13 protein-coding genes are annotated in these 13,918 nt (G+C 47.4%); 10 read left to right on the top strand and 3 right to left on the bottom strand.

What is annotated here, in order from left to right:
* Positions 1-131: 131 nt before the first annotated feature.
* Positions 132-1,280 (top strand): cyclopropane fatty acyl phospholipid synthase, encoded by a 1,149-nt coding sequence (gene cfa, locus NNO08_RS06915; protein ID WP_271456420.1) that lies wholly within the window; start codon positions 132-134, stop codon positions 1,278-1,280.
* A gap of 41 nt (positions 1,281-1,321) precedes the next feature.
* On the opposite strand, the gene NNO08_RS06910 is transcribed toward cfa, so the two are convergent.
* Positions 1,322-1,969 (bottom strand): riboflavin synthase subunit alpha, encoded by a 648-nt coding sequence (locus NNO08_RS06910; protein WP_271456419.1) that lies wholly within the window; start codon positions 1,967-1,969, stop codon positions 1,322-1,324.
* Positions 1,970-2,186: 217 nt separating this feature from the next.
* Between NNO08_RS06910 and mdtK the strand changes: the two genes are divergently transcribed.
* The gene (gene mdtK, locus NNO08_RS06905; protein WP_271456418.1) at positions 2,187-3,560 is read left to right on the top strand and encodes an MdtK family multidrug efflux MATE transporter; all 1,374 of its coding nucleotides are present in this window, start codon (positions 2,187-2,189) and stop codon (positions 3,558-3,560) included.
* Between the two features lie 19 nt (positions 3,561-3,579).
* Here the strand turns inward: mdtK and NNO08_RS06900 are convergent, their stop codons facing one another.
* Positions 3,580-4,278 carry an RluA family pseudouridine synthase gene (locus NNO08_RS06900; RefSeq protein WP_271456417.1) on the bottom strand — a complete coding sequence of 233 codons (699 nt, stop codon included), beginning with the start codon at positions 4,276-4,278 and terminating at the stop codon, positions 3,580-3,582.
* A 302-nt stretch (positions 4,279-4,580) separates the two neighbouring features.
* Here NNO08_RS06900 and NNO08_RS06895 point away from each other — a divergent pair, with 302 nt between their 5' ends.
* The 8 genes from NNO08_RS06895 to NNO08_RS06860 all read left to right on the top strand — a co-directional run bounded on the left by NNO08_RS06895 (position 4,581) and on the right by NNO08_RS06860 (position 12,369).
* Positions 4,581-5,276 (top strand): hypothetical protein, encoded by a 696-nt coding sequence (locus NNO08_RS06895; protein WP_271456416.1) that lies wholly within the window; start codon positions 4,581-4,583, stop codon positions 5,274-5,276.
* Positions 5,277-5,561: 285 nt separating this feature from the next.
* Positions 5,562-5,879 (top strand): hypothetical protein, encoded by a 318-nt coding sequence (locus tag NNO08_RS06890; protein WP_271456415.1) that lies wholly within the window; start codon positions 5,562-5,564, stop codon positions 5,877-5,879.
* 45 nt (positions 5,880-5,924) lie between these two features.
* Complete coding sequence (gene hxsD, locus NNO08_RS06885; protein WP_212734694.1) at positions 5,925-6,308, top strand: His-Xaa-Ser system protein HxsD; 384 nt, start codon at positions 5,925-5,927, stop codon at positions 6,306-6,308.
* Positions 6,309-6,312: 4 nt separating this feature from the next.
* Positions 6,313-6,537: a hypothetical protein gene (locus tag NNO08_RS06880; protein ID WP_271456414.1), complete on the top strand. Its 225-nt coding sequence runs from the start codon at positions 6,313-6,315 to the stop codon at positions 6,535-6,537.
* A complete protein-coding gene (hxsB, locus tag NNO08_RS06875; RefSeq protein ID WP_271456413.1) occupies positions 6,527-7,984 on the top strand; it encodes a His-Xaa-Ser system radical SAM maturase HxsB in 1,458 nt (485 codons plus the stop codon). Before NNO08_RS06880 ends, hxsB begins: the two co-directional genes overlap by 11 nt.
* Positions 7,981-9,189, top strand: a complete 1,209-nt coding sequence (hxsC, locus tag NNO08_RS06870) for a His-Xaa-Ser system radical SAM maturase HxsC (protein ID WP_271456412.1) — start codon at positions 7,981-7,983, stop codon at positions 9,187-9,189. The genes hxsB and hxsC overlap by 4 nt, the downstream gene beginning before the upstream one ends.
* A gap of 169 nt (positions 9,190-9,358) precedes the next feature.
* On the top strand, positions 9,359-10,468 hold the full coding sequence (locus NNO08_RS06865; RefSeq protein WP_271440582.1) for an AI-2E family transporter: 1,110 nt from the start codon (positions 9,359-9,361) through the stop codon (positions 10,466-10,468).
* Between the two features lie 116 nt (positions 10,469-10,584).
* Positions 10,585-12,369: a sensor domain-containing diguanylate cyclase gene (locus NNO08_RS06860; protein ID WP_271456411.1), complete on the top strand. Its 1,785-nt coding sequence runs from the start codon at positions 10,585-10,587 to the stop codon at positions 12,367-12,369.
* A gap of 62 nt (positions 12,370-12,431) precedes the next feature.
* Here the strand turns inward: NNO08_RS06860 and NNO08_RS06855 are convergent, their stop codons facing one another.
* Positions 12,432-13,829 (bottom strand): hypothetical protein, encoded by a 1,398-nt coding sequence (locus NNO08_RS06855; RefSeq protein ID WP_271456410.1) that lies wholly within the window; start codon positions 13,827-13,829, stop codon positions 12,432-12,434.
* Positions 13,830-13,918 lie beyond the last annotated feature (89 nt).

Raw genomic sequence — 13,918 nt, 5'->3', positions numbered from 1 at the left:
GGGTTCCTCCCTTCCTCTGTTCTACGTCGGATTATAGATTCGCGGATTAATTCCGTGAGATTTCTCACAAAGCCCAAAAAAGCGTCTACGCTGTTTTAAGGTTCTGATCACCGACCAGTGATGGAGAAGCTATGAGTTCATCATGTATAGAAGACGTCAGCGTACCGGATGATGACTGGTACCGAATCACCAATGAGTTATTGAGCCGTGCAGGCATTACCATTAATGGCCCGGCACCGGCAGATATTCGCGTTAAAAACCCCGACTTTTTCAAACGCGTGTTGCAGGAAGGATCGTTGGGTTTAGGTGAAAGTTATATGGACGGCTGGTGGGAATGCGATCGGCTGGATATGTTTTTTAGCAAAGTCCTGCGTGCAGGTCTTGAAAACCAACTCCCCCGCCACTTCAGAGATACGCTACGTATCGCAACGGCCCGTCTGTTTAATTTACAAACCAAAAAACGTGCCTGGGTCGTTGGCAAAGAACACTACGATCTTGGCAACGATCTCTTTACCCGCATGCTTGATCCCTACATGCAATATTCCTGCGCCTACTGGAAAGATGCCGATACCCTGGAATCTGCCCAGCAGGCGAAGCTAAAAATGATTGCCGAGAAATTGCAATTGAAGCCTGGTATGCGCGTACTCGATATTGGCTGCGGCTGGGGAGGCTTGTCCCAGTTCATGGCGTCACAATACGGGGTGAGCGTGACTGGCGTGACGATTTCAGCAGAACAGCAAAAAATGGCGCAGACGCGCTGTGAAGGGTTGGATGTCACGATTTTGCTGCAGGACTACCGCGACCTGAATGACCGGTTCGACCGTATCGTTTCCGTTGGTATGTTTGAGCATGTGGGACCGAAAAACTACAACACCTATTTTGACGTAGTTGACCGCAATTTAAAGCAAGATGGTCTTTTTTTGCTGCATACCATCGGCTCTAAAAAAACCGACAATAATGTTGATCCGTGGATCAATAAGTACATCTTCCCGAACGGCTGTTTACCGTCAGTTCGCCAGATTGCTAACGCCAGCGAGCCACATTTCGTGATGGAAGACTGGCATAACTTTGGTGCGGATTACGATACCACTCTGATGGCCTGGCATGAGCGTTTCATGACCGCCTGGCCAGAAATTGCCGACAACTATAGTGAGCGTTTTAAACGGATGTTCAGTTATTACCTGAATGCGTGTGCTGGCGCATTTCGCGCGCGCGACATTCAGCTGTGGCAGGTTGTGTTCTCTCGTGGCGTTGAACACGGGCTCCGCGTTCCCCGTTAGACAGCATCGCCCCCGAACTCGCGGGGGCTTTTTATTCCGACTTAAACGCCCGCTTCGCCAGTCACGTTACTCATCGCGCTTTCACGCGCGGTCAGTACACGTTCAACCGTATCAACAACGGCCTGTGTTTGCGGGTCAATTTCGATATTGACTCGTGCACCCAGTTTTTTCTTGCCCAGCGTTGTACGTTCCAGAGTTTCCGGAATCAAATGCACGCAAAAACGTGTCGGTGTTACCTCACCTACCGTCAGGCTAATACCGTCAATACCGATAAATCCTTTGTACAGGATGTATTTCATCAGCGACGGATCCTGAACTTTAAACCACACCTGACGATTATTTTCAGAGGTCAGAATTTTAGATACTTCAGCGGTAGTCATAATATGGCCCGACATCAGATGTCCGCCGATCTCATCGCTGAATTTTGCCGCACGTTCAACGTTGACCAGATCCCCGACGTTCAGGTCCCCCAGATTAGTGATACGCAGCGTTTCTTTCATCAGATCGAAGCTTATCTGGTTACCGTTAATTTCGGTCACCGTCAGACAACAACCGTTGTGTGCCACCGATGCGCCGGTCTCCAGCCCTTCTAACATGTATTCAGGTAACTCCACTACATGTGTGCGAAAATTCGGTTTTTCATCAATCGACACCAGTTTCGCGGTGCCCTGCACAATACCCGTAAACATACCTGTAACTCCTGAACTCAATTAAGACATCTCTGCTGTGCACAATAGCAGGTGGAAAATCAGGTTGCCAGCAATGCGCCACTCCCGCCTATTTTTTCACTGGAGAAATACGGATTCCTCGCTACAATAGACTGAAATTTCCCCTGCATTTTCTCCTTGCTGCCATATAAGGCGGCTTTTTTAGTCTCTCAAATAACAACAATATAGTGGTGTACACGTGCAAAAGTATGTAAGTGAAGCGCGTCAGTTATTAGCTCTGGCAATTCCGGTGATTCTTGCGCAAATCGCTCAAACCGCAATGGGGTTCGTCGATACCGTGATGGCCGGCGGATACAGCGCGACGGACATGGCTGCCGTTGCTATTGGTACGTCCATCTGGCTACCCGCAATTTTGTTTGGCCACGGACTGTTGCTGGCGCTGACGCCAGTGATTGCGCAACTTAACGGTTCCGGACGCCGCGATCGAATTGCTCATCAAATACGTCAGGGTTTCTGGCTGGCGGGGATGGTATCCGTTCTGATTATGATTGTGCTTTGGAATGCGGGACACATTATCCGCTCTATGCATAACATTGATCCTGCGCTGGCCGACAAAGCCGTTGGCTATCTGCGTGCGCTGCTATGGGGTGCGCCCGGATATTTATTCTTCCAGGTTGCCCGTAACCAGTGCGAAGGTCTGGCCAAGACCAAACCGGCAATGGTAATGGGTTTTCTCGGCCTGCTGGTGAACATTCCGGTTAACTATGTTTTCATCTATGGCCATTTAGGTATGCCAGAACTGGGCGGCGTAGGCTGTGGTGTGGCAACGGCGGCGGTATATTGGGTGATGTTTGCCGCCATGCTTTCTTACGTAAAACGCGCCCGATCAATGCGCGACATCCGTAATGTCAGTGGCTTCCAGAAACCTGACACCGTAGTGATGAAACGCCTGGTGCAGTTGGGTTTGCCCATTGCGCTGGCATTATTTTTTGAAGTCACGCTGTTTGCCGTGGTGGCGCTGTTGGTCTCCCCTCTGGGGATTGTCGACGTCGCCGGACACCAAATCGCGCTGAACTTCAGCTCATTAATGTTTGTCTTGCCGATGTCTTTGGCTGCTGCCGTCACCATTCGTGTGGGATACCGCCTGGGTCAGGGATCAACGCTGGATGCACAGACCGCAGCCAGAACAGGTTTAGGTGTCGGCGTATGTATGGCGATGATGACCGCCATTTTCACCGTCACATTGCGCGAGCACATCGCCCTGCTCTACAACAATAATCCTGAAGTTGTCACACTGGCTGCACAGCTGATGTTACTGGCTGCCGTGTACCAGATTTCGGACTCAATTCAGGTTATTGGCAGCGGGATCCTGCGTGGTTATAAAGATACGCGTTCCATTTTCTTTATCACCTTCACGGCGTACTGGGTGCTGGGTTTGCCAAGTGGATATATTCTTGCGCTCACCGATCTGGTCGTCGACCGCATGGGGCCAGCGGGCTTCTGGATGGGCTTTATTATTGGCCTGACCTCTGCCGCGGTGTTGATGATGCTGCGGATGCGTTTTCTGCAACGCCAGCCGTCAGCCGTCATTCTGCAACGTGCAGCAAGATAACACCGTAATAGCCGCCGGGTTAAAATGGGCTGGCATGGCAGATATTGATTTGTTCTTTGCTGATGGGATGTACCAGGCGCAATTCGCTAGCGTGTAACATCAGCCGTGACGTCTGCTCCGTGCCAGGCCACTCGCGGCCACCATAAAGATCACAGCCCCAGATCGGATGACCCAAATGCTGACAGTGAAGACGTAGCTGATGGGTTCGTCCGGTCTCCGGCATCAGTTGCACCCGCGTCAGGGGCAGTGACCTTCCATCCTTCAGTCGTTGATTGAAGCGCTCAATCACCCGAAAACGGGAGCGCGCAGGCTTACCGCTAATTGCACTAATCGACATCAACGGAAACAGTGCAGGATCTTTGGCAATGGCAGCATCAATCACACCTTCATCCTGTTTAAGGTGTCCACATAACAATGCGCTGTACACCTTAGTCACCGAGCGTTGGCTGAACTGCTGACAGAGCGCAGCATTGATTGCTTTATTGCGTGCAACGACCATCAGACCTGAAGTACCGAAATCAAGCCGGTGCACCAGCGTGCAGCCCGGGTATATCTGTACCAGGCGATAGTGCACTGAGTCGAGATTTTGCGGATTTTTCCCCGACAGACTCAGTAACCCACTGGGTTTATTGATAAGCAGCAGATGTTCATCCTGGTAAAGGATCTCTATTTCGTCATGGCACGGCGGAGCAACAAAGGAGTCGAGAATCGTAGACATCAGACAACCAGACTAAAAAGTGGGGGTGGATCATAACGAATTTTCAACCGGCTGGCGAATCAACTCGCTTCATGAAAGGACGATAATCAACCCAATGCGGTGGCATTGGAAATTGTCTACTTTCGATGAGATAATGTTGAGCATATGATAAATACCATGCTGTTCTTTTACAGAACCGTTATTAAATATACGGTATGAATCGTGAGACTCAAGTCAATGTGTACATTAATACACATATTTTCCATTTGCATATCTGGAACAAATAATTATCATTAACCATCCATTGTTCTTCGGCCATAGTCATGTCTACAATAAAACAGCTAGTATTGGGGCTTATATGCCTTTTCGGCATTATTTCACCCGGTGCACTCTACACCGAAGGTTATAATGGCACGACTGTGTTATCTGTCATTATCATTAGTATCGGCATGCTGTATTTTAAATATAAATGGGCAACTAATTACTTCAAAGACATGGCATTCTGGCAAGCATTCCTATGGTGTTATGCTGCAGCCGTTTTTGTACTATACCTACTGGCATTGGATCTTTCCATAAACAAAGCGATATCTGTAAGCGATACGTTTGCCTACTTCTTACATAACAACACAAGTCTTTCCACATCCGTGTTTGTCACCCCTGTACTACCGATAATAATCAGCCTGTATATTTTTAGTTGGGTGTTCAACCAGAGCAAACCATTCCCGCCAAAGTCTCAAGAAACGCATGAACTCTCATCCATTGAACCACCGGCTTATAAAAAAGAAAACCCAATTAATTTCGTTAGTTATGATGAAAACAAGTCAATTCACCTAAAAACCAACAAGGTAATTGATTATGCTTTTAATCTGCATGCTGCTCACCCAGATCTTTCCATCAGGTCAATACTCACTATGCACCGGGATGACTTTGAGGAAATACAATCTATTATGTCAGATGACATGGCTTTGGAGTTTGAATTATCCGTGACCAGCACATTGAGAAAACTGAGAGAGATATAATCAATAGCCAGGATAAGAAATTAACACAGCTTAATCATCTATCACAGCATGGCGTTAATGTAGACATTAATTCAGTGTAACATATCTGTGTACACATTTTATCTAAATGCCTAACCATGGTTAAATCCCCCTAATACCAACTTATTTACATTAGCTCAGTAGTTTATTTTCTAATGATTCAAATCAAATATTTAANAAATATAACTCGCGAACCAAATGTAGCAGCGGTTTATTATGTTAAAGATAACAACGCCGTTATCAACTCACCTTTGGTAAGGATTAAAAATGAAGGTTTTGCCGAAAGTAGCAAAAGGTTCCGTTAACGAACTTTCAAATAAAAACATTACACCTATTGTCGCAGGTATAGTTGCCGGGGTTATGGCAGGTGTGAGTGCACCAGCAATGGCATCCAGCAGTAGCGGAGCCCCGGTTTCGACAACGCAAATGCAAACCGTAGTTAACCATACGGCACAACAAACCAATACCGCCATCATCCTGGCGAAGCCATCTCTTGATGGGCAAGCCTTCGCTGCGCATTACAGCCACTCCAGTCATGCCAGCCATTCCAGCCACTATTCCTGCACACCAGGCTCAACGTGCTAATACTCACGGCCAGCAGCAACGCTGGCCAACCTAAAGGTAATGATGATGGAAAATGTTGTGCAAGGTACCAATGCGTTAGGTGACTTCTTTCTGCTATCACTGGATAAAGAAATTTACAGTCGTGAAGCGATAATGAAGACTTGTTATGCTTTTACAGATAATTATTATATCCATGTTGTGAAAGTCGCTAATAACACAACTGGGATCTGTTTTTACAGCAAAAATGAGGATCACAACAATCAGCATATAGATGCTGGAATCAGGCAATTTTTACAATCCCTTACCGAAAACCAGATGCGCCAGATAATTTATCAAGAAACATCTGTTTTACATGAAGAAATTGTAAAAAAAGCTTTCGCTCCGGCAACAGCACTTATTAACAACAAGTCCCACAATGACACTCTAAATATCATTACGTCGGCAGTATGATTCCATGAAGATTACATTAGACCCTGAGTTTTATTCCCTGGAAGCTGTTGCTGATATGACGCAGCAGTTTTCTGACTTTATGCGTGTTGAGTCTGTTGCCGGAGAGGAAATGTTGCTCATAATGAATGTGAAACAGGAGTATGACGAAGAACGCTCGCAGATTATAAACGCCTTCCTCAATAACATCCTTGAGTTAAGCATACAGGATATCATGAATAATGAGCGTTAAATTCCAGCTTCCCGAGAAATTCTCCCACGAGTCATATCGTCTTCTGCCATTCCGCTTTAGTTTGCTGGACAATGGATGCTATTTCCTGTCGACAGATTATGGTGAGTGGATTTGTCTGCAACCCGAACAACTTATCGCGCTAACAAATAAAGAAAAAATTGAAGATGAGTCGCTTTGGTATGAACTGAAAGCCAGGCACATTGTCTGCGAGCATAATGACACGGGAAATATTGCATTATTAGCCTCACGCTATCGAACGAAAAAAGCGTTTATCGAGAACTTCTCTCAATTGCATATTTTTGTTTTGACCGTACGCTGTAATAACTCGTGTGTATACTGCCAGGCATCACGTAAAAGTTGCCAGTCAGATCAGGCGCGCTATGACATGAGCCCTGCAGTGATGGAAAAGAGCATCGAACTATTTTTGTCGATGCCAGCAGATAAGTTAACGCTGGAATTTCAGGGTGGTGAGTCCACACTCAATATGCCACTTATCAGGCAGGCTGTCGCACTGGTTAAACAGAAAAATACACAGAAGGATATTCAGTTTGTCGTTTGTACTAACCTGTGCGAGCTGAACGATAGCGATCTTGAATTTCTCATTACGCATGATTTCTCAATCAGTACGTCACTGGATGGCCCACAAGAGTTGCATGATGCGAATCGTAGATATGCAAACACAGGCGCCTGGAATGCGCTGATCTCAACACTGGGTAAAATTAAACAGCAAAATGCTTTTGACAAGGTCAGCGCATTAATGACGACAACCCGGCAAAGCCTCGAAATGCCGCATGCGATTATTGATGAATATGTGAAGCATGGGTTTCGCAGTATCTTTATTCGGGAACTTAACCCATATGGTTTTGCCCATAAATATTTTCACAAAATTGGCTACAGCACCGCTCAATTTTTGGCATTTTATGAAACGTGTCTCGATTATATTATTCACCTCAATCGTCAGGGTATTCCCTTTCGTGAATCCTATGCCAGCCTGATAATGAAAAAGCTCATGACCCCGTGGGCAACCGGCTTTGTCGATCTTCAGTCTCCCTGTGGTTCTGGTTTTGGCGTCACGTTGTATAACTACGACGGGAATATCTACCCCAGTGATGAAAGCCGCATGATGGCTGAAATGGGTGACCAACACTTCAGAATGGGCAATATTTTCGAAAGTAGCCGTGAAGAACTCTTCTTTGGCCCTGTAATGCAAGAATTAGCTGCCTCTGGTGTGAATGATTGCTTACCTGTCTGTTCAGATTGCGCATTCGCACCTTATTGCGGCGCAGACCCAATTCGCAGATATCAGGTAACGGGTTCGGTATATGGACATCCTGGAAAAGATGATTTCTGTTTGAAAAACAAAGGAATTATCGCGATGGTTATCAAAAAATTCACCGAGGGCGATGACGACACACGTCGTCTGTTGATGCAGTGGGGCATGAAATGAATACACCGTACGCAAAAGATACACTCTTTCTTTCTGTGCAGGCAGAGAACACGCTGCACTTAAACGCCCCGCTTTTCGGTAAGGTTGTAACCGATTTTCAGATAAACCAGGCCGATACTATTCTCTACCTACCACCAAACCAACAAGACTCTCTGCCGTCATTAGACCTTGTCAGCGCGGTAATATGTACAAACCACGACTCCCGTCTGAATATGATTAAATTGCAGAAAACAATTCCAGTCATTGTTGTTGCGGCCGATGTCGTATTTAGCCAGGGAGATATTATCTCCGTTAGCGAGCGAGGGAGGATTCATCGCTACTTCCGGGCATCTTCACAAAACAACGCGTTCTTAGTGACCGAAGCGTGCAACAATCTTTGTATAATGTGCCCGCAGCCACCTAAACCACAATCACAGGTTAATCATGGCGCTATTGAACAACGGATCCTGCAGACGCTCGCCCTGATTGATAATGAGCACGCTCCCTCATCTCTCTGTATTACCGGTGGTGAGCCAACAATGCTCGACGACGGGTTACTGCGCATTGTAGATGGTATTTCAGTAAAAATGCCCCAAACCCTAATCCATCTCCTGACAAATGGACGATATCTCTCTGATGAATACTACACCGCACGTCTGGCTCGAGCGGGGAGGCATCAGTTGCTCGTGGGGATCCCTCTTTTTGGTCATGTATCTGAAATACATGACTACGTAGTTCAGTCCGACGGCGCTTTTAATCAAACGATTGAAGGGCTTCTGAACTGTTACAAACAGGGGATCAGTATCGAACTACGCGTCGTATTAAACAAGGCAACCGTACCCTATCTGAAAGCACTAGCCGAGTATATCTCGCGTAATCTTTTCTTCGTAAAACATGTCGCCCTGATGGGCATGGAAAATATGGGTTATGCAAAGCTGAATCGGGAAACAGTATTTATCGATCCATGGGATTATAAAGACAAGCTTTCAGCTGCAATTGAAATTTTTCAGCTATATGGGATTGACGTACGTGTTTTTAATCTCCCTCTTTGCCTCGTGAATCCTGATACCTATACATATTGTAAGCAGAGTATCAGTGATTTTAAAAATAGCTGGAATATAGCCTGTACTGGCTGTGTGAAACGAGACAATTGCTGTGGTTTGTTTGAATCGACAACGGATAAATTTTGGCTTTCCAGACACATTGCCCCATTTCTCGACGCGTAGATAGTTCATTCGCTCACCCCTGACAGAGACAGGAACACGGGGCAATTTTTTGCTCTGAGTTCACTGTTTGATCATCAAGGCGGCGTTAAGCTGGAATCAACATCCACAGTTGGTAATTCTGCTGAACAGTTCTATAGTCGAGACTGCTTCTCAGTTACAGGATTCACTAATGCGATTTAACGGACTGACCAAAGGTTTCTTCATTTTCATTCTTGCCCTCGTGACCTGGGCGTTTTTCGACGTGTTGTCCCCCTACTTCTCCGCAATCTTGTGGGCTGCAATTCTGACGACTATCTTTAACCCGGTGAAAAACAAACTGCGCAGTGCGCTTGGCGAACGTAACGGTCTGGCATCGTTAATCACTATCGGGATTATCTGTTTGATTGTTTTTATTCCTCTGATGGTGATTCTGTCATCGTTGGCAATCGAACTGAATGTGGTTTACACCAAGTTGCAGCAAAACAATACACAGTTTCCGGAAGTGGTCAGTTCTATTCTTTCTTATCTTCCTGACTGGGCCAGAGGGTTCCTCGCAGAACACAATCTGGATGATGTCGCGCAGATCCAGAAAAAACTCTCCGACATTGCGCTGCAGGGCGGGCAGTACCTCGCAGGCAGTGCTTTCCTGATTGGTAAAGGAACCTTTGGCTTCGCCATCAGCTTTGGCATCATGCTGTACCTGCTATTTTTCCTGCTGAAAGATGGACCGTATCTGGTGCGTCAGATTCTGGATTCCTTACCGCTGTCCGATTTTGCCAAGCAGCACTTGTTTGCCAAATTCGTGGGTGTCACACGGGCGACAGTCAAAGGCACGGCGGTTGTCGCTGTCGTACAGGGCACGCTTGGCGGCATTGCTTTCGCCATTGTCGACATCGACGGCAGCATTTTGTGGGGCGCACTAATGGCATTTCTCTCGCTGGTGCCCGCGGTTGGCTCGGCAATAGTCTGGGTCCCCGCCGCCATTTTCCTCTTCGCCACCCACCAGCTGTGGCAAGGGCTGTTTATTGTCGGATTTTTCGTCATTATTGTCGGACTGGTGGACAATATCCTGCGCCCGTTACTGGTAGGAAAAGACACCAAAATGCCGGACTACCTGATATTGATTACCACTCTCGGTGGGATGGAGATATACGGTATCAACGGTTTTGTGATTGGCCCGTTGATCGCCGCACTATTTTTGGCCAGTTGGAATCTGTTCTCCGGACGTGATCATGAAGGCAACGTAGAAGGTATCGATGAAGCGTTCATGGAAGAAGGAAAAACCCCTCCAGATTTATGATGGCATGACGATAACAAGGGGCGGCCTCGGGTCGCCTTTTGTTTTCACGCAAAATCATACGTTTCCTATAATTTCAATCATGCTTATTCATTAATCGTCGCAGAAGGAACGAAAAAGTGCGAATAGCCACAATCACCAACTGGGCTTACAGTGCGACGGTATGCCTGACCATTGCCTCCGGCGTTGTTATGCTGATGGCATCCGGAGCAGACAATACTGAACGTCAGGTGGTAGAGCAGCGGTATAAATTTGATCAGCTAACCGAAGAGGTAGAGCTCGATGCCTGGTCATTGTCCGATTTAGCTCGCGAGTACGTGATCGCTAAAGATCCAGAGGCGCTGAACGCCTATCGTCAGAAGGCGTCGTCGCTAAAAGCGGTTGAGCTGCGGTTAACAAAATTAAAAGACGTCGGTGCGACAGGTGAAGAACTGGCGCTGCTGCATGAAGGATTACAAATTGTCGATGCGCTACAGGAAGAGCAAGCAACGGCGCTCGCCAGTATGGCCCGCGGAGAAACGTCACAGGCTATCGCGCTGCTCTACGGCAAAGCCTATGAACAGGAGCTGGAACGGGCACAGGTGAGGATAGATCATTTCCGGCAGTTGCTCGATAACCGTGTACGTAACAGCATTGACGATGCCACCAGGACATCCCGCATACTGCGTACGCTCTCTGAAGTCATGGTCGGATTAACCGCGCTGCTGTTTTTGTTTGTCCTCGGTTTTATTTTGAAACGCCGCGTACTGCGTCCGGTTGTGCGTCTCAGCGACGTGGTTCACCGCCTCGCATCGCAGGATTATGCCGTAGAAACACCTAACTTTAATCAGATTGATGAGATTGGCGATATGGCGCAAGCCATTCGCATTTTTCGCGAGAACGGACTTGCGCGGCAGCGGCTGGAGAAAGAGCGGGATGCCGACTGGGCAATCCGCGAACTGTTGGCTCGTATGACCCAGCGTTTACAGGGCTGCGAAAACTTTGCCGATGTTATCAATGTCGCGCAGCTTTTTGCCCCGAACATTGCCCCAGGCGTTGCCGGACGGCTCTACATTCTTGATCGGGAAGCCTGGCACATGCGCTGTGCCGCCGAGTGGCTCTCGCCGCAGGGCAAAGCAGACCCTTTCCATCCGGATGAATGCTGGGCTGTGCGCCGTGGGCAAAGTCATCCTCCCGTGCAAGGTGAGCCGGATATCGCCTGCTACCACCTGCCTGAGTCGTGTCAGGATCATACCCTGTGCGTACCGTTGATCGCCCAGGGTGAAGCCATCGGCCTGCTCTCATTCCAGAATCTCAGCGACAATTCTGCCCCTTCCCGTGCTTATCTGGAGCTGCTGGCCGAGGCACTTGGACTGGCATTGGCCAACCAACGTCTGCGCGATGCACTACTGGAAAAAGCGCTTTATGACCCACTGACCGGCCTGCGCAATCGCCATCACCTTGAAGACACTCTGCGTACCCAGATGAGTCAGGCTGTCCACAACCAGGAACCGATCAGTTGCCTGATGATCGATATCGATCACTTCAAAAGCATCAACGACCGTTTTGGTCATGAGGCAGGTGATGGTGTGATAAAAAGTATCGCTGCAATTATTCAGCGCGTTGTTCACGACCACGGAATGGCCTTCCGCTACGGTGGTGAAGAGTTTTTGGTTCTACTTGCCGGTATGGATGAAGAAGCGGCCAATCGTTTTGCGACGGACATTTATAACGGCGTACGCGAGTTGACGCTCAGCTTTGGCGTCTCTGATATCGGTCACGTTGATGTTTCTATTGGTGTCGCCAGCTACCCGCAGCACGCCCAGAGCGATAACCTGTTACGTGCCGCGGATGTCGCGCTGTATCGTGCAAAAGAGCTGGGGCGTTCGCGAATAGTGAGCTTTGGTATGCTGGAAGCGAGCTAAAAAGCGGTGCGCAAGCCCAGTCGGGTACTTCCTGAAATATCTCACCCGAGGAAGTACCCCCATTAATGGGTATATTCATCAATAAGTGACTGGTGAGTTTTCTGGATTACATCCTGAATATAGGCAGTTGCCTGCTCACCTGGCACACCTGCAGAAGAGAATTTTATACAGGAGTCAAGACTGGCGTAACTGTCTTTTTTATACTGGCACCAAAGTTTCAAATTATTAGCACGTAAGCGTCTAAATTTAACTAACTGTATTCGGCCAGGCGGTGAAACTTTGTGTATGCTTCTTATTCTGCGCAGACCTGAAAGTGCCGTGTTTCTAATTAGTGCACGCTGGGCACAATATAGCATCTGGCTGGCGCTAAATTGAAGCGTTGCACTCGCCTGATTCCAGGCAGCAATGTCGATAAGGGGATTATCTCCGAACCAATAGTGATGATTAAGTTCATATAAATTTTGTAGCAGTCGGTGGCTATATTTAAACATTATCGCATAATGCTGTAATTTCACGACGTGTTCATTCTCATGCCACCGTTCTGCCAGCGCAATCTGCTCAGCAAACTGGTGCTCCATAGCACTGGCATTCTTAATGTGCTGTGCAATAATCCAGGCACTTGCTTCTTGCTGAGCGCTCTCTGCACCCTTCATACTTGCGGCGATTTTATCGTAGACGTCGCGATTGCTTATCATCGTACGCAAAAAAGGATCTTTACTCCGTTTTTGATAAGGCGTTCCGTAGCCATAGGTTCCCGGCAGCAGACTACCAGCATCGACAAACGCATCCGTAACCACGGTTAATCGGCATTCTGGCAATAAAAAATCATTTGGCGAAACGGTCTGCGGATCACGTCCATCGGTAAACAGTTCCAGACCGAGTCTGGAAAAAAATGTAGCGACAAGCTCAGAACAAAATGCGCCCCGCGTTCCTTTATCAAAACGGCAGGACTCGATTGCTTGCGCAACATGTTTTGCCAGTAAATGTGGAAAATCTGGTAGCGTTATGGCCTCAAGAAGTCTTGGTACAGCAGAGTAGCTTTTATAAAAATCATTTTCTTGTAGGTCTTTCGAAGCCTGAATCATCCTGGAGAGATCAATGTTTTCGCATTCAGGATGGCGCAATAAAATCCATTCTCTCGGATTTTCGGGGATGCAAATAACCTTTTCAGCAGTGGAATGCCCCCCAGGATACAGACGCATTGGCAATAAAAAAGTAAATCCAACACCCGATGTATCCGATTCGGCAAGATATAGACTTTCAATGCCTGAATCACCATCATGAATCCAGATAGCGGCATGAGAGTATGGTCCGCCGCTCGCTTTCACAATTAGTGAACTGAATGGACTGTTTCCACAAACTAACAAAACGTCACCTGGACGCAACTTTTTCTCCCACAGCAATGGCCCACTACTTTGCAATGCTGCTAGATCGAGTTTCACAGGAACTTCTTTATGCATTGTACTTCCTTGTCGAGAGTTATCGCCATGATTACAAAGGGATTTCCAAACATAACAATGGGTACCCTACCCGTAAAGCCAAAATGATG

Origin of the sequence: Citrobacter sp. Igbk 17, assembly GCF_028069775.1 — a bacterium.
Taxonomy (GTDB): Bacteria; Pseudomonadota; Gammaproteobacteria; order Enterobacterales; family Enterobacteriaceae; genus Citrobacter.
This window is presented reverse-complemented; position numbering and strand designations above follow the sequence as displayed.